Source organism: Neobacillus sp. S1115, assembly GCF_055385565.1.
Genome location: NZ_AP038275.1, coordinates 1219317 through 1239544, shown reverse-complemented (window position 1 = coordinate 1239544; position 20228 = coordinate 1219317). Strand labels below are relative to the sequence as shown.

The following is a 20228-nucleotide window of genomic DNA, read 5'->3' as shown; positions in this document are numbered from 1 at the left end:
GCCTCTCTCCTTTAAAAACGGAAAACATTAACGAAAAAGTGTTTCTCCGATAAACCCGCCTTGTTTGCATCCTGGTAAACAAGCAAAAATGGCACTGCCGCGGTGGGTCGTATATTCATTTAATTTATCCATTTTCGCAAGCCGCTCTTGAATCGGGATAAATTGCTTGCTTGGTTTCCGCTGAAAACAAATGAACAATAGTCCGGCATCAAAGCTTCCCGTTTTCATATCCATGCCATTGGAATAAGAGTAAGCTCGGCGAAGAATTTGCTGAGTACCGTCCCCGTGTGAAAGGCGGACGTGTGAATCCGCCGGGATGTAATATTCACCCTTGTCATTCTTTTTCTTTAAATCCAGCTTTTCAAATTCCTTTTTCTGGCCAAGCGGTGCTCCATTGTCCCGATAGCGACCAAAGGTATTCTCTTGTTCCTTTAAGTTCGTACGGTCCCAAACCTCGATATGCATTTCAATTTTCCGGACCACCATGTAACTGCCGCCTGCGAGCCAATCCGGTCCATCTCCAGTCTGAACCCAAACCTGTTGATTCATTTGGTCCCCGCTGCTCACATCCGGATTTACCGATCCATCCTTGAAGCCAAACAGGTTCCGCGGAGTTTTCTCTTTTGGATCAGCTTGCTTCGAACGCTGGAATCCTGGCTGTGCCCATCTTAAGGTTGCTTTCCCTCTGGCAATCCTAATCAGATTGCGAACCGCATGAAAAGCGACTTGCGGGTCATCTGCACAAGCTTGGATACATAGGTCGCCGCCCGTCCATTCCGGTTCTAATGCATCGAGCGGAAATTTCGGAAGGTCCGTTAACTCTGCTGGCTGCTTAGCTTTGAGTCCAAAGCGGTCTTGGCCGTCCTTTTGAAAAAGACTTGGTCCAACACCAAAGGTAATTGTCAGGTTTGATGCCGATAAGCCCTCCGCTTCCCCGGTGTCTTTTGGCGGTAGGAATTCATTGCTGGTAAGATCCCCAACAGGTTTCCCCTCTGTCATTAATGCCGCTGCCTGTGACCAGTACTTAAAGAGTCTGGCAAGTTCCTCTTTATTAGCGGCTGTGACATCTAGGGCTGCAAAATAAAGATGGTTTTGCGTTTTCGTTGTAATGCCGCCTTGATGATTTCCATAAAACGGGACAATTTCAGCTTTGGCAGTACTTGTTGCCTCTCCCTCACTGATGGACAGGATGCCTCCTAATCCGGATGCTCCGATGAGAACCCCTACACCGCCGGCTCCTGCTGTTTTCAAAATATCCCTGCGCGTAAATTTCTGACTTGTCATAGGTGATTCAGTTTTTGACATGTTAGGATGCCTCCGTTACGACTCCGATTTGGGAAAGTGGTTCAGCAAGGGCGTCAATCGCCTGGCTAAGCCCTTTCACTTCCTCCTGAGATAAATCTGTATAGACCTTATATCCGGAATCTTGTTTATGTTTGTTTAATAGATTGTAAACATCCGCAAAACGTGCTTCGATTTCCTTTGAAACGTCCGCATCTTTCTTTTCTAACTCTGGTTTTAATAGCTGATAGATTTTCTCCGCCCCCTCCAGGTTCGCGGCAAAATCATATAAGTCAGTGTGAGAATAACGGTCTTCCTCTCCAGTAACCTTGGAAGTGGACACTTCATTTAAAAGGTCGACTGCACCAGTGATTAACATTTCTGGTGTCACCTCAACCGTTTCCACTTTAGCTCTCAATAGATTTACATCCTTCTTCAACTGATCGGCATATTGTTCATAGCCTTTTGTTGTATTTTCAATCCATAATCCTTTTTCAATGCGGTGATAACCGCCCCACTCTGCTTCAGGTACATCGCCCTCACGCGCATCAATTTTTGGATCAAGGTCACCGAACACCTCTGCAATCGGCTCCGCCCGTTCATAATGCATGCGTGCAGTTGGGTAAATCTCCTTTGCCTTTTCGATGTCACCTCTTTTAACAGCCGTCGTAAAGCTCTCAGTAGCCTTAACAAATTCCTCTATTTCTCCGATTGCGTATTTTCGGTACTCATCAGTCACTCCTTTTAGGGCTGCTGATTCGATTTTCTTTGATTCTTGTGGTTTTTGGGCCGCTGTTTCCTCATTAGGTTTGCTGCACCCAAACAAAAGACTGCTTGAGATTAATAGAATTCCAGATACTTTAAGTAATTTCATATTTATGTAATCCTCCGATATTAATTTAGAATGATAATCATTATCATTGATAATTATAATAACAGCAATTGAGAAAGATTTTCAATTGTTTTTTATTAAAAAATTTGAGAATGGTTTCGCTCACGACATAATTTGGTCGCCTCAAGACAAATTTTCGAACCCTCTCTACATGATTTCAGGTCCTCACGACATTTTTTGGAACAATTTGGATTCCCCTAGCACAAAACAAAAAAGACTCCCCACTCATGGAAAGTCCTTTGAAAAATTTATTGAATCAACGAATGCTTAAATGCATAAATAACCGCCTGGGTGCGGTCCTGGACATTGAGCTTGCTTAAGATATTGCTGACATGTGTTTTGACGGTTTTTAAAGCGATAAAAAGTTCGTCAGCAATTTCCTGATTGGTCTTGCCCTGGGCCATTAAAAGCAAAATTTCAAGTTCGCGGCTGGTTAGGTCCTCATGGGGCAGATGCTGGCTTTTTTGACGCATTTTCACCATCATTTTTCCGGTTACTTCCGGCTCAAGAACGGTTTGGCCCTGGTAAGTGGCACGAACAGCATTAGCGATTTCACTCGCCTTTGAGGTTTTCAACATATAGCTTGTTGCCCCAGCCTCCAACGCCGGGTACACTTTTTCATCATCCAAGAAGCTGGTCACGATAATGATCCTGGCTTCCGGCCACTGTTCGATAATCTGCCGTGTTGCCTCAATTCCGTCCATTTCCTTCATGACCAAATCCATTAAAATGATATCCGGGCGCAGCTGCAACGCCAGCTCCACTCCAGTTTTTCCATTATCCGCCTCACCGACAACCTCAATATCAGGCTGTGCTGAAAGATAAGCGGACACCCCAATTCTAACCATTTCATGATCATCGACAAAGACTACTCTAATCATCCGCACCCTCTCCATAACTCATCAACGGGACCTTCACTTCTAGCCTCGTCCCTTTATTTTTCATACTGACAACCTTTAAAGAACCGCCAACTTCCAGCGCCCGCTCATGCATATTCTGCATGCCATAAGAGCCGGCCTTCGCAGATTCAATCTCAAAACCAATTCCATCATCGACCACCCTCATGATAATCAGATGGTCTCGCTTGATTAACAGCACATCCAGTTTTTTCGCCTTCGCATGGCGCAATGTATTGGAAACCGATTCCTGAAGAATCCGGAAAAGATGATCCTCAACACCCTTATCAAGCGGAAACTCCTCTACCTTCCACTGAATATCCATCGATACCTTTTGCCTTAATTCGAGCAGCAGCTCCTCAATTCCTTCCTGGAGTGATTTGTTCTTTAAGGCAATCGGACGCAGATGGAGAAGGAGTGCCCGCATCTCAAGCTGGGATTGATGAATCATTTCTTCCACCATTTTTAACTGTTTTGACTCAAAGGATTCCGCAGATACTTCCCTTGTCTCATTGATGGCTGACATCATCATCGAGGCTGCAAATAGCTGCTGGCTGACGGAGTCGTGCAGTTCTCGTGCTAACCGATTCCGCTCCTGTTCAATTATTTCCTGAATGCGCGCTTCCTGGTCCTCCACCTTTTCAGTGGCGAGACGCTGTGAAAGCTTTGCCTGCTCCGCCAGCTGTTTGCCGATTTTTTCAATTCGTCCGGCAATCGCCTGCATTTCTGCCACCGGCTGTTTGCCAGTAACATCCGTATGCCTTCCCTCCTCCAGTTGATGGAGGGAGTGTTCAATACTGTGAAACTGCCTTCTCCAAAAAAGACCCGTCACAGCACCAAGCAGAATCCCGCCAGCAATACTGAAAGCGGGCACAAAAATGGCAATCGGAATATCCATGAAATTTCTCGTCCATAATTCTGACCAGTCTTTCAAAGGAAAAACTATCGTAAAAACGGCAGTAATCATAATCGCCAAACCTAAGGCAAAACTGATACTCCACATAATCTGACGGCCTGCTGCACTCATATACGGCTCACCTCTAAATTCCCGACGATGAGCGAAGTAAAGATTTTCACCTTGTGCTCGGCCTCTTCATAACCCGGTGTTTTTAATTGAAAAATCTGGTTAAACATTTTTGCTTCATGATGATCAAATACCGTTGAGGAACCGACCAGGCAGGAATGCTGGACACTGACGTCCACCTCATACGGGACGAGAATCTGCACATTTCCAATCAGGTTTCGGATCAATATGACCGTTTCCCCTTTTGGAAGCATCGTATAGCTAAGGTCAATGATTGTGTCGCCGATACCGGCCTGGATATTGATATCATTCCATTCATAAACACCGACCGGCGTTTTTTGCTGGCCCAACAAGATATTCTCAAATAATGGCTTTGTTTGAATGAGCATTTCTTCTTTAGATGTTTTTTCCGTTTCGATAATTTGCAAATCAATCTTATTAGGATTCTTTTTCGAGGTTATAAATTGTATAAAAAAGTGCAGTAAGATTGCTAATAGAAAAAATTTAAAAGTCATCATGTTTAAGACGCTGATGACAAAGAAAATGATTCCGCCGATGAAAAGCAGTTTGCCAGACTTTTTACCAGACCTTTTACGGCCCAAATAAACCATACCGCCTGCGATAAATAAAGAGAAAATGAGCCCGCTGTTGAAAAATAATATTTCTAAAAGCAATATGACCACGCCGACAAGCATCAGCCAGCCTAGATAGTCATTTTTTACATTTTTAAACATCGGTTCACCTCTCCTCTTGTTTTATGTATAGTCAAAAGGCGTAGGACCCTACGCCTTCTTTCATAAGAATACCATGTTTTGGTTAAGAAATGGACTTGCTTTCTTCCAATTTTATGTTTTTTTCTAGTTCGGCAACCCTTGCGTCAATCGTGCTGCGGTAATAAGAGCTGTTCACCTTGTGCTCAAGGCCATCAAGATAGTTCTCAATTTCCTTGAAGCGGGAGAAAGCTTTATCCGAATAGGTATTGGAGTCTAACACCTGATTCATGCGCTGGTTAGCACGCGTGACGTTCTCACGGCCCATCAGTTCCATCCGGCGAAGCTGCATGTCTTTCAGCTTATGCTTCATTTCTTCATATTTTCTTTCCAATTCCCCAAGCTGACCTTTTACCTGGTCAAGAGAGGCACTTAGGCGCTCGACACGGGCAGCATATTGCTGGAATTCGCTTTGAGCAAATTGATATAACTCTTCTTCTCCGGCTTTCGCAGCCACTTCTGCTTGATACTTTCTTTTCGCGGCCATTTCCGAAGCCTGATGGAGTTCTTTTGTAAATTCATCCCGCAGGCGGTACTGGCGCTCGACCAGTTTTCTTACCTTTTCAGTTTCCTGCTCGCTTTCACGAAGATATTGATTTAGCAGGGCAATCGGGTTTTTGTTTTCCTTTTGGTCAAGTGCCTCATGTAAATCGGCTAAAACAGTGTTTTTAATTCTTGTAAATAAGTTGGTCATGATCATACTCTCCTTTGATATTAGTTTTTGTTTAGATCGTTCCATTGTTTTTCAAAATTAACGAATGGATCGGATTCTTCCTTAAACTTGATGGTTTTGTTTTGATTCCATTTTTTGTAAATGATATATAGCACATATGCTGCGACGGCACCGATGATGGCAGGTACATTATGGAAAGCTGCCATCAGGACGATGAATCCGATAATCCCAAGACCTATTTTTGCCCAGATGGAATCTGCTTTTAAAAATTGCTTTGCTATGAAGTAAAGAAGCACCAGGCTGACCACTAATCCTACCATTGGACCGATAGTGGAAAGTAACACCACTGCGGCGATACCCCCCGCAACCAATAAACCAAACTTTTTCATTTTGTTGTTCACTCCCTTTCTTTATCTTGATTTCATCTTACCTTTTTCTCATGGTTTCCATAATTGCGCTAGAGCTTGATTTTTAGATAGGTCTCGAGACTTAGAAAGGGGTCGGCCCGAAGAAACATAAAAAGGGTCAGTTTCTTTTGAAACCGACCCTTCTTCCATGTTATTTAGATATAAACATTTGCACCCAATAATGCCCGTATGAACCGCCCTTTGCGTAACCAACACCGATATAAGTGTTAGAGCTTAAAATGTTGGCGCGGTGCCCAGAGCTATTCATCCATGACTGTACCACAGATGCCGGTGTTGTCTGCCCTGCAGCAATATTTTCGGCTGCACTGCGATAGGAAATTCCAAAACTCTTCATCATTGTAAACGGACTGCCATAGGTAGGACTTGTATGGCTAAAATAACCCTTGTCCCGCATATCCATCGCCTTATAGCGGGCAACCCGTGACAGCTCCCAATCCGCGGTCATCGGCTTTAAGCCATTTTTCGCACGCTCCTGATTGGTCAATTGAATCACTTGGTTCTCAATCGATTTTACCCCGCCTAAATCCGGTATCGTTACCTTTTGGCCAGGATAGATGAGAGCCGGATTTTTAAACTGGGGATTGGCAGAGATAATTTCCGAAAGACCTACCTGATACCTGACTGAAATTTTCCAAAGCGAGTCTCCCGGCTGAACCGTATAGATCTGCTGGGCAAAAGACACGCTTGGGATACAAAATAGAGCTAGCAAAAACAAGAAACTAAACCATAGAGATTTTTTCATTTTACACCTCCTCCGAATATAGAATTTTGATTTCAGGCTCAAAATATACAGGGAAGGATAAATATAATTTAAAGCCGATGTATACGAGGCTTGTGGAGGACTAAAAACGAGTGAAAGACATTTCCTGGATGACTTATATTATGTTAATTTTGGCGAGCTATCGTTTTACCCATTTAATTGTTTTTGATAAAATTACCGAATCGATTCGCAGGCCATTTATGAAAAAAGTAGAGGTAAAAACGGAGAACGGGGAGGTACATACCAAAGAGGTCCCAAAATCCCTGTTTGGTTACTTATTAAAGTGTTATTGGTGTGCCGGTGTCTGGAGTGCGATTATTCTGGGAGGCGCCTATTTGATTTTTCCCAAAATAACTTTAGTTTTTATTTTTATTTTTTCCATTGCCGGAGGCCAATCTATTATTGAGACGTTTGTCGGCGTCAATATTAAAAAAGTTGATTATTATTCAGAGCTAAAGAAAAAGGATAATTAGCAAGATTATTTCCCCTAGCGCATATATTTTTAAAAAGATTTTAAGGGGGAATATTGTGGGTGTCTGGTGGGTTACGACAATTGGCGTGGTGATTTGTCTTGGTCTTGCAGGTGGTGTATTGGTTCACTTTTTAAGAAGTGCCTTAGATATCGAAGACTCGACCCGTATAGATAAAATCGACAGCAATAACGAAACCCAATTTACAGACAAGTCTTAAATGGTGATATTCGCACGGACCCTGTTTACGCAGGGTTCTTTTTTATTTAGCTTACATTGATTTTTCATTTTAGGAAAAATTAAACAAGAGATTATTTTGGTAATGGAGGGTATTTATGAGTTCTAATAAAATTCCAAGATTCCCGAAGCCTTATTGGCGGGAAATCGAATTGCCTTCTTTTGAAGCCTTAAATGAAGATTTATCTGTTGATGTGGCTGTGGTCGGCGCTGGAATAACCGGTATCACCGCCGCCTATTTATTGACACAGGAAGGCCTAAAGGTCGCAATTTTGGAGGCCGGCACTGTGTTAAACGGCACTACAGGCCATACGACCGCTAAATTAACGGCCCAGCATGACATAATTTATGATGAATTGATTAGTCATTTTGGGGAGGAAAAGGCCCGACAGTATTACGAATCGACCTCTTCGGCTATTGAGTTCGTCGAACGGCTTGTAAATGAAAAAGGAATTGACTGTGATTTCAGCAAAGAAGATGCCTATGTGTATGCCACTACAGAGCAGTCGAAAAAGAAGCTAGGAACCGAATCTGAGGCCTACCAGCGCTTGGGGATTCCTGGCACGTTAAAGGATACAATTCCTTTCAATATTCAGGTAACAGGAGCTTTGGCCATGCATAACCAGGCCCAGTATCACCCGTTGAAATTTTTGCGGGCACTTTTGGATGAAGCTGTGAAGGCCGGCTGTCAGGTTTATGAACATACGACGGCTTGGGATATTGAGGATGCGGAAGGTTCCCAGCCTGTGGTGGTAACCAAAGGCGGCAATCGTGTATCGTGCAAGCATGTGATCATGGCTTCGCATTTTCCTTTTTACGATAAACCAGGGCTATATTTTGCAAGAATGTATGCGAGCAGATCCTACGCCATTGGAATCAAGCCAGCTAAAGAGTATCCCGGAGGCATGTATATCAGCGCCGACGACCCGCCCCGCTCCATCCGTTATACGCCTATAGATGGGGAAAAGTTGATTATTGTGGGCGGCGAAAAGCATAAAACTGGCCAGGGTGAAGACACGATGAAGCATTTTGAAGCTTTGGAGGCCTTTGCTGAAGAGGTATTTGGGATTAAGGAATATGGCTACCGATGGTCCGCGCAGGATTTGATCACCTTGGACAAGGTTCCATATATCGGCCCGATTACGGAAGACCGGTTGAATGTTTTGCTGGCGACCGGCTTTAAGAAATGGGGCATGACGACAGGTATTTTTGCCGGTCACCTGCTCCGGGATTATGTATTGGACCGGGACAATCCTTATAAAGACCTGTATTCACCGCACCGGTTCCAGGCAGACCCTGAATTAAAAAATGTCATTACGACGAACTTGGATGTAGCCAAACACCTTATTAAAGGGAAAATTGAATTTGTTCCGAAGGATGCCGATGAGTTGATTGCTGGCGAGGGCTGTTCCGTCATGTTTAACGGGAAAAGGGCCGGAGGCTACAAGGATGATAACGGCAAGGTTTTTGTGGTAGACACAACCTGCACCCATCTCGGCTGCGAATGTGAGTGGAATCATGCCGAAAAGACTTGGGACTGCCCATGCCACGGTTCCCGCTATTCCTTTAAAGGCGAAGTGATTGAAGGACCGGCCAAGGAAGGGTTGGAATTGCTGTCGGAAGGTTGAAATTAGGTCGAAGAGGTGCGGATTAGGACCTGGGTTGTGGATAACGACCTTTGTTGACCAATACTCAAAGGACATTTATGTTAGATATCTACAAACTATTAGCAGATATCTATAATTTTTTATGGATATCTACAAATTATTAGCGGTTATCTACAAAAATTCAAAGATATCTACAAATTTTTAGTGGATATCTACAATTCGACCTTCCTCCTAAAAAAAACGCCTCCCAGTCGCTCAAGGGAGGCGTTTTTATCTCAGTTATCTAGGGTTCCCGTGCGGACGGTTCTGTTTTAAAGCTTCGCCAGTTTCAAATTCAACCAATTCAGAGCTTGTTTTCATGGCTTTCTTGCGGTTGTTATTACGCTGGGCATTTGCGTTGCCAAGTTTCGTTCTACCCACACTAATCAGCTCCTTTTTTAAAAAGTCATTGATAGTATGAGTGAAAACAAAATGACTTATTCTAAACTTAAAACAGGTGCTTTTCTTAATTTTGTCAGCTGTTCGAATGCATAGGCCGCCTCAATCAAAACCGGTTCGCTGTAGGCGGTTCCGGCAAACGTGATCCCCACCGGCTCACCACTAACAGTAAACCCGGCCGGCACAGCGATGGATGGATAGCCCGCTTTGGCGCTAATGTGTGACCCTTCATCACCTGGAAAAACAATTGCATCCAACCGATATTTTTCCAAAGCATAATCAATTCCTTGCTCTGTCGAATGATATAAGTCGAATTCCAACGCATCCACATAAGCAGACTCTGTTAAAGATCCGCTTGTCTGTTCTGACTCCAGCAGCACTGCCTGGCCATATTTCAGCATTCTCTCTTCATCCGCATGGTTAAACGCAATCAAGTCGCGCAAGCTGCGAATTGTAATAGATGGATGTAAACCGTTCAAATAGGCATTCAGGTCTGGCTTAAATTCATAGGTTAACACATCATATTTCCATTCCGCTTTGGCGCAAGGAATTTCAATTTTCTCCACCACTTCCGCACCAGACGATTTCAAAGCCTCTATTGCCGCCTGTAAGACGTCCTGCTTTTCCTTTGTTAACAGCTCAAGAAACCCATCAACAGCGATGCCAATCCTTTTACCTGCCAAACCGTCCTTAAGAAGACTTTTTAAAAAATCGACCCCCGCCAGCGGATTCGTCAGCGTAATTGGGTCTGCCTTATCTCTGCCGCATAAGGCGCCCAGAAGAATCGCAGCATCTTCGACCGTTCTTGCCATCGGTCCTGCCGTATCCTGAGTATGGGCAATTGGAATAATCCCGCGCCGGCTAATCAAACCGACTGTCGGTTTAATGCCGACTAGCGAATTCTGACAGGAAGGATTTAAAATCGACCCAGAAGTTTCCGTCCCAACCGCGGCTGCCGCGAAATTGGCAGCCACTGCTGCACCCGAGCCCGAACTGGACCCGCCGACATCAAATTTACCTGGTCCATATGGATTTAATACTTGACCGCCGCGCGAGCTATAGCCGCTTTTCATTCCATACGCCATGAAATTGGCCCATTCCGTCATATTTGTTTTTCCAAGAATAACCGCACCGGCTTTGCGTAATTGCTCGGCTACATAGGAGTCCTTCAAGGCAATTGAATCCTTTAACGCTAGCGACCCGGCACTGGTATGCATTTTGTCATGAGTGTCAATATTGTCCTTTATTAAAATCGGAACGCCATGCAGCGGACTGCGCGGCCCCTTCACTTTTCGTTCTACATCAAGTGCTTCCGCTATCTGTAAGGCATCTGGATTTATTTCCAGAACCGAATGAATCTCCTTATCATAAACTGAAATCCGTTTTAAATATAACAGGACCAATTCCTTGGATGTAAGCTCGCCGCTTTCTAATCTTTCTTGAATTTCACTAATGGTGACTTCTTCAAGCCATTCTTCAAAAAACTTTTTTAATTTTGGACTTTGCATCACGTTTCCCCTCCAATTTCACCTCTTATTATTCAAGAAAGTTACCTAAAATCCTTTCCCATTATGAAAAAAAGGCTGTGGAAAATCCACAACCCTCTAACGCCGCAGCGTCTGCTGCTCCGCCACGATTTGCCCTCTATAGAAAATTCTTTTTTCAACCGACACTTTTAATTCCCGGCCATACTGTTTTAATTCCCGCTCTTCCCGGTCTGTTACCAGTGAGATGACCATGCCATCCGCTCCCATCCTTCCGGTTCTGCCGGCGCGGTGGATATACTGGGTAATATCTTTTGGCATGTCAATCTGGACAACATGAGTGACTCCCTGAATATCAAGCCCTCTTGCCGCCACATCAGTCGCAATCAGCATTTTCAGTTTTCCATCGCGGAAAGCCTTCAAAACCGCCTGACGGTCCAGCTTTTTCATTTCACTATGTAATATTCCAACTGAAAGTTCTTTAAAATCGAATTTTTCCTTCAGTACCTCGAGTTCGCCGATATCATTGATAAAGGCAAGCGACTTGCTGCCTTCAAGGCGGGCTATTTTTTCAAGCAATTTGATTTTGTCACGGCGTTCGCTGACAAAATAAACATGCTCAACCTCTCCACCGGCTGAAGCCAAATCATTCCGGGAAACTCGTAAAAATTCCGGCTCATTTGCTAATTCCTTAGCAGTCTTTTCGACCGCAGGCTTCAGTGTCGCAGAAAACAACACGACTTGCCGGTCGGCCATCGTGGATTTCACAATAGTTTGCACTGAACCCAAATGCTCATGAATAAGCAGCTGGTCGCCTTCGTCCAAAACAATCATTTTGACTTCGTGCATTTTCACTTTTTTCTGCTTAATCAATTCGAGCAGCCGTCCTGGTGTGGCAAAGATGACATGCGGGCGCTTTTTTAATTTTTCAAGCTGGCGTTTCAGGTTGGCCCCGCCAATAATCGATGTACCCCTGATGCCGCTGCCTTCCGACCACTTCTGGAACTCTTGAAAAATCTGCATCACCAGCTCCTGGGAGGAAGCCAGTACAACCGTTTGAAGGGACTGCGCATCAGCATCTATTTGATTAAGCAATGGCAGTAAATAGGCTAGAGTTTTCCCGGTTCCCGTGGGCGATTCGGCAATCACATCTTTTCCCTCTAGAATTAATGGAACTGCCTGTTCTTGGACGGCCGTTGCAGTTTGAAATCCAGACTTTTCCCATGCCTCTTGTAAAAATGGCTTTAAATTATTTAACATGTTGTACTCCCTTTTCTAAATCATTTATCATGTTGTATTTGATACTAACGTAATTAGTTGCAAGTGTCTAGTTGGCAAAGGTTAGGCTGAGGTATTGAGATAGAGGAGAATCCATACCATATGGAAAATTAGCACAGAAAAATAAAGAACACAGGCGGAAATTAAAAGGGTGCGAACCCTTCCCTTTAAGGGATTAAGATAATATAAACCAATTAACAAAAGGGGAAGGAAAACTTTAATCAGGTAAAAATACTCCCAGCCTTTTTCAATTACCGCCTTTATCAGAGGATTTCCCTCTTCCACGACTCCTAAAGATATTCCGAAATGTGTCAAAAGCGCATCCAGCGCCCCTGCACCCAACAAGAAAAAGCAAAGCCTCACATTAGTCCCCCTTTCACTATACAGTCTTTCTACAAAGCAATATGCCGATACGTGATATATATAAAGACAAAGATAAATTTATTATAACAAACAAACGAACGTTATGTTCTCAAAATAGAACAATATATCAAAAAAATGTATTGATAGATATCACTACAAGCAAATTAGAAACCAGATAAAATGGAATTAGAAATGGTCGATTAAGGAGTGGAATTAGAATGTGCTGTGAACATGGCTGCTCACATGAAGCTTCATGTCTCATGTCTGTACCTGTTTTTAAAGGGTTGAATGAGGTAGATCGACAAATTTTGCAAAAGGTAACAAGGAGCCGATCCTTCAGTAAAGGGGAATTCATTTTTCGCAATGGAGAACAATCTGAAGCCTTATTTGTAGTTAATGAAGGATTGATTAAATTAACTAAAATGTCTGCCGAAGGAAAGGAACAAATCGTCCGTTTGCTGTTCCCAGGGGATTTTTTCGGGCTGTTTTCCTTATTGAAAAATGATAAGCATTATGTAGATGCGGAAGCTGCCGGGCACCTTACTGTTATTTGTTACATTGATAAAAAGGATTTTCTGAAAACAATGGAAAGTAATGCGGATTTGTCCTATCGCTTTTTGCTTGCCCTAAATGACCGGCTTTTTGAAGCCGATGAATCTATGGGACAATTAAGTCTAATGGAAGTGGAACAGCGTCTGGCCAGAGCCTTGATACTATTTCATGATAAACAGCGGGCTGAAGGCGGGGCATTTACGCTTCCCATCACAAAAAGGGATTTAGCGAGTTATATAGGCACAACTCCAGAATCGGTCAGCCGTAAGCTTTTGGCGTTTGCGAAGCAAAAGCTGATTGCGCTGGACGGTCCAAGGCAACTTCAGATTCTGGAGCTGGAACAACTTAAGAAAATTGCCGAAATCTCTTAAAACTCATCAAGTTTGACGGACATGAGGCGGACATGCATCGGTTCAAGCTCATTCACAATGACATTCATCCCCAAGGACTGCAAATTCGCAATAAGCGGTTCCGCCCGAAATGGCAGATGAATCTCAAAAATAGTTCCGATGGGGGCTGCTTTAATAAAATTTAATATTTCTCGGCGTGGATGTTCCCCCTTAGCAATTCGTTCCCGGACATCCATGACCGCTTTCTTATCAACTATCTCAAACATAATTCATGCTCTCCCTTATATTGATTTAATTAATTGAAATCAGTATATCGTTTTCTTTGACTTGCCGAATTGATTCAAATCAAGGTCAACAAATTTTTTTTAAAACTAATAAGTAAATAGAAAACACAGACTGATAATTTGACATGTTTGTGAACAATGCTTTCAAAATAATATTCATGGGAAGAAAAATGATAGAATGAACAACAAGGATGTTAACAATATAATGGAGTTGAAAATAATGATAAAGAAAATCTCCTTCATGGTATCCATGTTGTTTTTTCTATTAGGAACCAATGTATTTGCACACTCCCATTTGGAAGATTCCTCTCCGAAAAATGGCGAGGTGGTAACACAGGAACTTAAAGATATTACCCTTACCTTTGAAACTAAATTAGAACAAACCAGCAGCTTTTCATTGAAAAATCAAAACGGTACGGAAATCCCTCTGACACAGGTTACTGTTGATGGCAATAAATTAGTGGGAACGCCAACGGATAAATTAGAAAACGGCGGATATACTGTACATTGGAAGATTATCGGAATTGACGGCCATTTATTAGAAGGCGATATTCCATTTACGGTGCAGCTCCCTGAGGTTCAAAAAGCTGCTGCTTCAACAGAAGGCACTTCTACTGAGCAAGCATCAACAGAAAAGGCAGACAAAACTGCCGATACTGCAACAAAGGAACAGAAAGCTAAGAGTGCCGCTGTTATGGCTAAGAATGTTGAAACAGACCAACCGACCTTTAAAAACTATGTGATCCCTGCCTCAGTCGGCCTTTTAATTGTCGTCGGTGCGGGAAGCTATTGGTTACTCTATAGAAGGAAGCGTGCTTAATGTTCATAGCAAATGTCCTTAGTGAAGCCTTACTTTATTTGTGCTTTTCCATATTGTTAGGAAGTTTTATTGTACAGCTTGTTCCGGAAACGGCACGCCCTCAAATAAAAATTCCAAAAGGTATACTGCTGACAGCAACTCTTGGAGTTGCTTTTCTTTCGTTTGTTCCGGTTTTAAAAATCATTCTTTATTTGTATAAGGACCTAGGGGTAGGTATGACCGTTAAATCCGTGCTCCTCAACTTTGAGGTTGGGAAGTCTTGGGTTCGTACTGCTGTGATCAGCTTTATTCTGTTGATTTTTTTATTACCTATCCGTCTTGAGAAAAAGCGATTCTTTTCCTTTATAGGGCTTATCTTTACCATCATTTTAATAAATGTGCGAGGCTCAGCGAGTCATGCCAGCTCCATTGCGGGATGGCAGGGTTATTTCACCCATTCGACCCATTTTCTTGCCGTTTGCACATGGATAGGAATTCTCGTAACGGTCGGCTGGTTTTCAAAAAATCATGATAATTGGAAGCGGTTCTTAAAGTGGTTTACCCCTGTGTCCGTCATTTGTTTAGTCCTGATTGCCCTGACAGGATTTGACCTGATGAGCTATACGATGAATGAAGGGGACTATGTCAATTCGTGGTCTTTATCTTGGGGACAGGCACTACTGCTTAAACATTTAGCCATTGCTCCGCTTTTGGCATTTGCTTTTATTAACAGCATCCTGATTCGGAAAAAACTAACAAGTGACGCGGCATTTAATCCGCTTCCTTGGGTGAGACTTGAAAGTGTTGTCGTGTTACTGATCTTTTCAATGACAGGGGCACTTGGCCAGGAATCGCCGCCGCATAATATCCAAACAACACTTTCTGAGTCTGGATACTCACCGCTCTATACCTTTTTTCATGATGGCAAGGTTACATTTCCGCTGCATTTTTCACCAGGTCTCATGTCAGTTGGGCTTTTCATATTAGCATTCATTTTTTTGGGAATGATCGTCTTAACCTTTACCAAAATGGCGCCAAAAATGATGTCCATTATCATGAGTATCCTATTTATCCTTGCTGGATATTTAGCTTTAATGCTGGCTGTTTAATAGCCAAAATAAAATGAGCGTGAACCTCTGAATGTGGTTCACGCTTTTTTTTAATGGCCACCGCTTCGCTCATGGCTTACTGATAAGCCAACTGCCGCCTCATTAGCGGCAATCCGCATATCCATAAAGCTTTCCTCCGCGTAGGCATGTTCGATAACGTCCTTGTATTTTTTCTGAATTTCCGGCAGGCGGACCTTTAAAGACGGGGTCAGTTCACCATCATCAACTGTCCACTCCTTACCAATAATGACAACCTTTTTTGGCTGTTCATACTTGGCAAACTTTTTCGTAAATTTGGCCACTTCCTTTAATAACAAGTGCTGCACTTCCGGCTCCCTTAACAGCTGCTCGATATTTCCGGAAAGCCCTTTCTTTTCTGCCCATGGCAAAAGATTCTCCAGGCTTGGGGTGATTAAGGCAATGACATACTTTTTGTCCTGGCCAACAAGAACTGCATTAGATATATAAATACTTTGAGTCATCGCATTTTCAACTGGCTGCGGGGCGACATTCTTTCCGGTCGTCAGGACAATAATCCGCTTTTTCCGGTCAACAATTTTTAAATAGCCTTCCTCATCGATACTGCCGATGTCCCCGGTTTTAAACCAGCCATCTTCGAATACCTCTGCGGTCGCTTCTTCATTCTTGTAATAACCCTTCATAACACTTGGACCTTTGACCAATACCTCACCATCCGGAGCAATTTTAATCTCCAAATTCGGAAGCGGTTTGCCAACAGTCCCTACTTTGGAACGGACCATCGGATTTGTACAGACGACAGGCGCCGTTTCCGTCAGACCGTAGCCTTCAAGTGCTGGAATATCGACAGCCCAGAAGAACTTGCCGATTTCTGGATTTAAAGCACCTCCTCCAGAAATAAGCCCTCTTACTCTGCCTCCAAGCTTAGCTTTAACCTTGTTGTAGACAAGGGCATTGGCAATCTTCCAGCTGCGCTTGATTTCTTTAGGCAGGAAGCCTTCTTTCATGAAATCATCAAAGCTTTTGCTTAAATAATGCTCGTATTTTTTCAAACCCACTCCAATTGCCCATTTAAATATTTTCTTCCGTAATGGCGTACCGGATTCGACCATTCTCTGGGCAGTTGCATAGACTCGTTCAAACAGGAGCGGTACGCTGACTAACACAGTTGGCCTGACCTCCAAAAGGTTTTCTTGAACCTTTTCGATTCCTTCAGCATAAGCGATGGTTGAGCCGACTGATAATGGCATAAATTGTCCGGCCATCCGCTCAAACACGTGCGATAGCGGCAAATGGGAAAGCATCACATCGGATGGTCTTGCCTCAAGCACCCAGAATTGAACTCCTTCGATGTTAGCCAGTATATTGCCGTGTGACAGCATTGCTCCTTTCGGGTTGCCTGTTGTTCCTGACGTGTGGATAATCGTGGCGAGGTCGTCCCTGGTCAATTCATCCCAAATTGATTGCCAATTATCTAACGGGTATACAGAACCAAGTTGGGCCAAATGCTGCAGTGAGAGAAGGGTGTCTGTTTCGGTGAAGTTCGTAGGTGTGAAGATAAGCGCCGTTTTCATGGGAACGCTCCCATTTTGAGGCACCTTTTTTAAATAGTTTTCATCTTGAACAAAAATAAAGGTGCAATCAGCATTATTTAATATATACTCGACCTGGTCATTTGGAAGCGTTGAGTGGATGGGCACGCTGACAGCTCCTAGACTTAAAATGGCCAAATCAGCTACCGGCCAGTAGGGGTTATTTTCTGATAATATCGCAATCTTATCATTTCGTTTTACACCAAGATGGGCAAGGCCTGCTGCCACCTGTTTCACTTTTTCCCAAAAGGTAAAATAGCTGATTCCATGCCATTTCCCATTCTGCTTCCATAAAAATGCATCTTTATCAGCGTAGCGGCGGGCAGTGCGGGCAACGACTTCCACTAGATTATTCGCCTTCATTGGCAACCTCCTATCAAATTTAGATTTTAAAGAAAACCCGGTAAATTACCGGGCCGCTTAATCTTACAAACTGTCTCTTACGTTATATTGACGAAGAATGCTTTCAATCTTTAAGGCCTTACCCATATCCCCTTTAATTTTCAGCTTGCCGGTCATGAATGCCATCGTGCCGTTTAATTTGCCGAGCATGAATTGGTGGAAACTTTTCAAAGACATAATCAAAGTACAGTCCGCTGGTGTTACAGAGCCTTCCTTGACCGCTGACTTGCCATCCTTGAATTGAAGCTGGTATGTGCCGCCATCATCGCCGGTTATGTCAAATTGATAGGTTGCTTGGAAGCCTTCAATCGGACCGGAATTCCCATTTAATGTTTCCTCAATTTTTTTCATTAAATCTGCTAAAGAATATTCTTCAATTGTTTTTGACATGATTAATCCCTCCTAAAATAGATATAAAGTATTAGCGGTCCGGAAGCATTATTGGTATCATATTCTTCTCCGCCCAGAAGGTTCTGTTCTGTGTCAAAGCAGTCTTTACATACCATCGTTATATTTAAAAGAAAATGATCCACTTTGTCTCCTTTGAATTGATAGTGCTGAATTTTCAGATATTTTTATGATACCAATACGTACTCGTATTACACAACCGAAAAATTTCGATACTTTTCGACATCCCCCCTATGAATATGTTGTTTTCCTCTGTATTCGGGCAAGAATGCCCCCAAAAAAAGCACCCGTTAATTGGTTAAATTAACGAATGCTGCGATAACTATTCGGTTGAGAAGCCGGGCTAAATCATCATAATGGTAAGGACTGTCATCCTTTCCTTTATAGTTTTGTACGACTACTTCATTTATAGCTCCAATCATGGCCTGGGATACGATATGTAGTTCTGTCTCGGAAGCAGTTTCAGGAAGGTAGCCTCGGACCGTTTGAAACATCAGCTGCGCAAATCGGAGGTGGGCCTCACTTCTGGCCATCTCAACGTCTTGGGAAACACCGACTGACTCCACCAGCATTAAATTGGCCACTTTTACGTCAGTAAAACAAATCTCGATATAGCGGCGGATACCGACATACGCCTTATAAGCTGTCCGGGTTTCTTTGTCAATGGCCAGGTTTACCTCTTGAAGGATTTCGGTTGCCACTACGTCAAAGAGGCTGGCCAATAATTCTTCCTTGCTGTTGAAATGCTGGTAAAAGGTTGTTTTTGAGACTCTTGCCATCTCGACAATATCAAGAACTGAGGTGTTTTTATACCCCTCATTTGTAAATAGAACTAGTGAGGAATAAAGGAGTTTTTCCTTCGCTTCCTTTGGCATTTCCGTAACAAAAAGCATCAATAAATCAGTCCAATCTATTTAATACCTGTTCATATGAGTTGTCTTAATTTTAAAAGATATTTTTCTATTTAACAAGAAACAGTTTTTCAAAAAAGACGGGCCTCTTAGTGGCCAACATAATTCGCATCCGGAATCAATTGCTGCCATTCTTTATAGGTAATAATCGTATCCCAGTGGCCGGTTAGTTTTGCCAAAACGACAACTATGAAAAACAATGCAAGAAATCCAACAGGAATGAACCATTTATTTACCTTTTTGTTCACTACCGTCATGTTCAATGTATCTTTAATTGGGCAAGCCTCCACACAGGACATGCAGGCATTGCAATTTGGCGAAGCGACAACCTTTTTGGTATGAACCTTGATTCTTTGCGGACAAACCTTTGTACACATTTCACAGTTCGTACAGGTATCTTCATTACGGCGCACCTTTGTAATTCTGAACAGGGAGCCAAGGCCGATCATTGCGCCATATGGGCACAGGAAGCGGCACCAGAAGTTTCTGAAGAATAAGGACAGGACAAAAATCACTAAGATGACCTTCAAAGCAAAACCGCCGATGTTTAAAAAGAACAGAAGCATTTTTACATCAGAAATTTTATTATACGGTTCCTCTAGAAATGCCTTTGCCTCAAACGTCGGCATCGCAAGAATCATACTGATGAAAAAGTACAGGAGTAAATATTTTAACGGAGTTAAAATCCACGTCATCCAAGTTGGTATCTCAAAATTCTTTTTAAAAAGCTTTCGTCCAAACCAAGCAGTTATTTCACTGACGGTTCCAACCGGACAGAACCAGCTGCAAAACGATTTGCGAAAGATAAGCCCCGAACCGATAAAAAAGGCAAATAAGACAAGTCCGGCCGGGTGAATCATATCAAATTCTCCGCTTGACAGCCAAACCTTCAACGCTACCAAGGCACTGATTGGAAGAAACCCCTCGACTGCCGATGGACGCTCAACAAAAGGCTTTTCCCCAAGCGTTTCAAAGTGCATATAAAACTGATAGAATCTTAGTCCAACGTATAACAAAAATAACAGGAAAATAGCTTGAACAGCATATCGTGTTATTTGAACAGGCTTTCGTTTCAACTGTTTCCTATACCAGGCTTTTGACTTCATAAAGTTCCCTCCGTTCCTCATATCTTAACTATAAGGAACAGGAAAATATGGATATGTGATTTTAATCATCGCATTTAGGTAATTCATAAAGCTGTCAAATTAGCGACTAAATTCTGTCAAATAATTTTTTTTAAA

At 42.9% G+C, this 20228-nt stretch carries 23 protein-coding genes; 6 read left to right on the top strand and 17 right to left on the bottom strand.

What is annotated here, in order from left to right:
- Positions 1 to 27: 27 nt before the first annotated feature.
- From efeB to safA, 8 genes are all read right to left on the bottom strand, one after another.
- On the bottom strand, positions 28 to 1305 hold the full coding sequence (gene efeB / locus ACZ5B7_RS06030) for an iron uptake transporter deferrochelatase/peroxidase subunit (RefSeq protein ID WP_464493079.1): 1278 nt from the start codon (positions 1303 to 1305) through the stop codon (positions 28 to 30).
- 1 nt (position 1306) lies between these two features.
- On the bottom strand, positions 1307 to 2155 hold the full coding sequence (efeO, locus tag ACZ5B7_RS06025; protein WP_464493078.1) for an iron uptake system protein EfeO: 849 nt from the start codon (positions 2153 to 2155) through the stop codon (positions 1307 to 1309).
- A 266-nt stretch (positions 2156 to 2421) separates the two neighbouring features.
- On the bottom strand, positions 2422 to 3054 hold the full coding sequence (locus tag ACZ5B7_RS06020) for a response regulator (RefSeq protein WP_213146556.1): 633 nt from the start codon (positions 3052 to 3054) through the stop codon (positions 2422 to 2424).
- On the bottom strand, positions 3047 to 4096 hold the full coding sequence (locus ACZ5B7_RS06015) for a sensor histidine kinase (RefSeq protein ID WP_464493077.1): 1050 nt from the start codon (positions 4094 to 4096) through the stop codon (positions 3047 to 3049). Before ACZ5B7_RS06015 ends, ACZ5B7_RS06020 begins: the two co-directional genes overlap by 8 nt.
- Positions 4093 to 4827, bottom strand: a complete 735-nt coding sequence (gene liaF, locus ACZ5B7_RS06010) for a cell wall-active antibiotics response protein LiaF (RefSeq protein WP_464493076.1) — start codon at positions 4825 to 4827, stop codon at positions 4093 to 4095. Before liaF ends, ACZ5B7_RS06015 begins: the two co-directional genes overlap by 4 nt.
- Positions 4828 to 4909: 82 nt before the next feature.
- The gene (locus ACZ5B7_RS06005) at positions 4910 to 5557 is read right to left on the bottom strand and encodes a PspA/IM30 family protein (RefSeq protein WP_423801139.1); all 648 of its coding nucleotides are present in this window, start codon (positions 5555 to 5557) and stop codon (positions 4910 to 4912) included.
- 20 nt (positions 5558 to 5577) lie between these two features.
- On the bottom strand, positions 5578 to 5925 hold the full coding sequence (locus tag ACZ5B7_RS06000) for a lmo0954 family membrane protein (protein ID WP_213146552.1): 348 nt from the start codon (positions 5923 to 5925) through the stop codon (positions 5578 to 5580).
- A gap of 169 nt (positions 5926 to 6094) precedes the next feature.
- Positions 6095 to 6706 (bottom strand): SafA/ExsA family spore coat assembly protein, encoded by a 612-nt coding sequence (gene safA, locus ACZ5B7_RS05995; RefSeq protein ID WP_464493075.1) that lies wholly within the window; start codon positions 6704 to 6706, stop codon positions 6095 to 6097.
- Between the two features lie 110 nt (positions 6707 to 6816).
- Between safA and ACZ5B7_RS05990 the strand changes: the two genes are divergently transcribed.
- From ACZ5B7_RS05990 to ACZ5B7_RS05980, 3 genes are all read left to right on the top strand, one after another.
- Positions 6817 to 7197, top strand: a complete 381-nt coding sequence (locus ACZ5B7_RS05990; RefSeq protein WP_284037307.1) for a DUF1360 domain-containing protein — start codon at positions 6817 to 6819, stop codon at positions 7195 to 7197.
- Positions 7198 to 7252: 55 nt separating this feature from the next.
- Positions 7253 to 7414 (top strand): hypothetical protein, encoded by a 162-nt coding sequence (locus ACZ5B7_RS05985; RefSeq protein ID WP_213146549.1) that lies wholly within the window; start codon positions 7253 to 7255, stop codon positions 7412 to 7414.
- Between the two features lie 115 nt (positions 7415 to 7529).
- A complete protein-coding gene (locus ACZ5B7_RS05980; protein WP_464493074.1) occupies positions 7530 to 9059 on the top strand; it encodes an FAD-dependent oxidoreductase in 1530 nt (509 codons plus the stop codon).
- Positions 9060 to 9317: 258 nt separating this feature from the next.
- On the opposite strand, the gene ACZ5B7_RS05975 is transcribed toward ACZ5B7_RS05980, so the two are convergent.
- From ACZ5B7_RS05975 to ACZ5B7_RS05960, 4 genes are all read right to left on the bottom strand, one after another.
- A complete protein-coding gene (locus ACZ5B7_RS05975) occupies positions 9318 to 9458 on the bottom strand; it encodes a hypothetical protein (RefSeq protein ID WP_213118169.1) in 141 nt (46 codons plus the stop codon).
- A gap of 56 nt (positions 9459 to 9514) precedes the next feature.
- Positions 9515 to 10984 carry an amidase family protein gene (locus ACZ5B7_RS05970; RefSeq protein ID WP_464493073.1) on the bottom strand — a complete coding sequence of 490 codons (1470 nt, stop codon included), beginning with the start codon at positions 10982 to 10984 and terminating at the stop codon, positions 9515 to 9517.
- A gap of 96 nt (positions 10985 to 11080) precedes the next feature.
- Positions 11081 to 12220 (bottom strand): DEAD/DEAH box helicase, encoded by a 1140-nt coding sequence (locus ACZ5B7_RS05965; RefSeq protein ID WP_464493072.1) that lies wholly within the window; start codon positions 12218 to 12220, stop codon positions 11081 to 11083.
- Between the two features lie 81 nt (positions 12221 to 12301).
- Positions 12302 to 12601, bottom strand: coding sequence for a DUF5658 family protein (locus tag ACZ5B7_RS05960; RefSeq protein WP_464493071.1), 300 nt, complete (start codon positions 12599 to 12601; stop codon positions 12302 to 12304).
- Between the two features lie 218 nt (positions 12602 to 12819).
- Here ACZ5B7_RS05960 and ACZ5B7_RS05955 point away from each other — a divergent pair, with 218 nt between their 5' ends.
- Positions 12820 to 13524 carry a Crp/Fnr family transcriptional regulator gene (locus ACZ5B7_RS05955; protein WP_464493070.1) on the top strand — a complete coding sequence of 235 codons (705 nt, stop codon included), beginning with the start codon at positions 12820 to 12822 and terminating at the stop codon, positions 13522 to 13524.
- Here the strand turns inward: ACZ5B7_RS05955 and ACZ5B7_RS05950 are convergent.
- Positions 13521 to 13769: an amino acid decarboxylase gene (locus ACZ5B7_RS05950; protein WP_378587178.1), complete on the bottom strand. Its 249-nt coding sequence runs from the start codon at positions 13767 to 13769 to the stop codon at positions 13521 to 13523. The genes ACZ5B7_RS05955 and ACZ5B7_RS05950 overlap by 4 nt on opposite strands.
- 238 nt (positions 13770 to 14007) lie before the next feature.
- Here ACZ5B7_RS05950 and ACZ5B7_RS05945 point away from each other — a divergent pair, with 238 nt between their 5' ends.
- A complete protein-coding gene (locus ACZ5B7_RS05945) occupies positions 14008 to 14607 on the top strand; it encodes a copper resistance CopC family protein (protein WP_464493069.1) in 600 nt (199 codons plus the stop codon).
- Entirely contained in the window at positions 14607 to 15695 is a 1089-nt protein-coding gene (locus tag ACZ5B7_RS05940) for a copper resistance D family protein (protein WP_464493068.1), read from the top strand. Before ACZ5B7_RS05945 ends, ACZ5B7_RS05940 begins: the two co-directional genes overlap by 1 nt.
- 50 nt (positions 15696 to 15745) lie before the next feature.
- Here the strand turns inward: ACZ5B7_RS05940 and ACZ5B7_RS05935 are convergent, their stop codons facing one another.
- The 4 genes from ACZ5B7_RS05935 to ACZ5B7_RS05920 all read right to left on the bottom strand — a co-directional run bounded on the left by ACZ5B7_RS05935 (position 15746) and on the right by ACZ5B7_RS05920 (position 20093).
- The gene (locus ACZ5B7_RS05935) at positions 15746 to 17629 is read right to left on the bottom strand and encodes an AMP-dependent synthetase/ligase (protein WP_464493067.1); all 1884 of its coding nucleotides are present in this window, start codon (positions 17627 to 17629) and stop codon (positions 15746 to 15748) included.
- A 63-nt stretch (positions 17630 to 17692) separates the two neighbouring features.
- Positions 17693 to 18058 carry an SCP2 sterol-binding domain-containing protein gene (locus tag ACZ5B7_RS05930; protein ID WP_464493066.1) on the bottom strand — a complete coding sequence of 122 codons (366 nt, stop codon included), beginning with the start codon at positions 18056 to 18058 and terminating at the stop codon, positions 17693 to 17695.
- Positions 18059 to 18366: 308 nt separating this feature from the next.
- A complete protein-coding gene (locus ACZ5B7_RS05925) occupies positions 18367 to 18969 on the bottom strand; it encodes a TetR/AcrR family transcriptional regulator (protein ID WP_464493065.1) in 603 nt (200 codons plus the stop codon).
- Between the two features lie 107 nt (positions 18970 to 19076).
- Complete coding sequence (locus ACZ5B7_RS05920; RefSeq protein WP_464493064.1) at positions 19077 to 20093, bottom strand: 4Fe-4S binding protein; 1017 nt, start codon at positions 20091 to 20093, stop codon at positions 19077 to 19079.
- Positions 20094 to 20228 lie beyond the last annotated feature (135 nt).

What these genes read in the sequence shown, in the direction of transcription:
- efeB (WP_464493079.1), bottom strand. Translation starts at nt 1,305, where the DNA reads ATGTCAAAAACTGAATCACCTATGACAAGTCAGAAATTTACGCGCAGG.
- efeO (WP_464493078.1), bottom strand. Translation starts at nt 2,155, where the DNA reads ATGAAATTACTTAAAGTATCTGGAATTCTATTAATCTCAAGCAGTCTT.
- ACZ5B7_RS06020 (WP_213146556.1), bottom strand. Translation starts at nt 3,054, where the DNA reads ATGATTAGAGTAGTCTTTGTCGATGATCATGAAATGGTTAGAATTGGG.
- ACZ5B7_RS06015 (WP_464493077.1), bottom strand. Translation starts at nt 4,096, where the DNA reads ATGAGTGCAGCAGGCCGTCAGATTATGTGGAGTATCAGTTTTGCCTTA.
- liaF (WP_464493076.1), bottom strand. Translation starts at nt 4,827, where the DNA reads ATGTTTAAAAATGTAAAAAATGACTATCTAGGCTGGCTGATGCTTGTC.
- ACZ5B7_RS06005 (WP_423801139.1), bottom strand. Translation starts at nt 5,557, where the DNA reads ATGACCAACTTATTTACAAGAATTAAAAACACTGTTTTAGCCGATTTA.
- ACZ5B7_RS06000 (WP_213146552.1), bottom strand. Translation starts at nt 5,925, where the DNA reads ATGAAAAAGTTTGGTTTATTGGTTGCGGGGGGTATCGCCGCAGTGGTG.
- safA (WP_464493075.1), bottom strand. Translation starts at nt 6,706, where the DNA reads ATGAAAAAATCTCTATGGTTTAGTTTCTTGTTTTTGCTAGCTCTATTT.
- ACZ5B7_RS05980 (WP_464493074.1), top strand. Translation starts at nt 7,530, where the DNA reads ATGAGTTCTAATAAAATTCCAAGATTCCCGAAGCCTTATTGGCGGGAA.
- ACZ5B7_RS05970 (WP_464493073.1), bottom strand. Translation starts at nt 10,984, where the DNA reads ATGCAAAGTCCAAAATTAAAAAAGTTTTTTGAAGAATGGCTTGAAGAA.
- ACZ5B7_RS05965 (WP_464493072.1), bottom strand. Translation starts at nt 12,220, where the DNA reads ATGTTAAATAATTTAAAGCCATTTTTACAAGAGGCATGGGAAAAGTCT.
- ACZ5B7_RS05955 (WP_464493070.1), top strand. Translation starts at nt 12,820, where the DNA reads ATGTGCTGTGAACATGGCTGCTCACATGAAGCTTCATGTCTCATGTCT.
- ACZ5B7_RS05950 (WP_378587178.1), bottom strand. Translation starts at nt 13,769, where the DNA reads ATGTTTGAGATAGTTGATAAGAAAGCGGTCATGGATGTCCGGGAACGA.
- ACZ5B7_RS05945 (WP_464493069.1), top strand. Translation starts at nt 14,008, where the DNA reads ATGATAAAGAAAATCTCCTTCATGGTATCCATGTTGTTTTTTCTATTA.
- ACZ5B7_RS05940 (WP_464493068.1), top strand. Translation starts at nt 14,607, where the DNA reads ATGTTCATAGCAAATGTCCTTAGTGAAGCCTTACTTTATTTGTGCTTT.
- ACZ5B7_RS05935 (WP_464493067.1), bottom strand. Translation starts at nt 17,629, where the DNA reads ATGAAGGCGAATAATCTAGTGGAAGTCGTTGCCCGCACTGCCCGCCGC.
- ACZ5B7_RS05930 (WP_464493066.1), bottom strand. Translation starts at nt 18,058, where the DNA reads ATGTCAAAAACAATTGAAGAATATTCTTTAGCAGATTTAATGAAAAAA.
- ACZ5B7_RS05925 (WP_464493065.1), bottom strand. Translation starts at nt 18,969, where the DNA reads ATGCTTTTTGTTACGGAAATGCCAAAGGAAGCGAAGGAAAAACTCCTT.
- ACZ5B7_RS05920 (WP_464493064.1), bottom strand. Translation starts at nt 20,093, where the DNA reads ATGAAGTCAAAAGCCTGGTATAGGAAACAGTTGAAACGAAAGCCTGTT.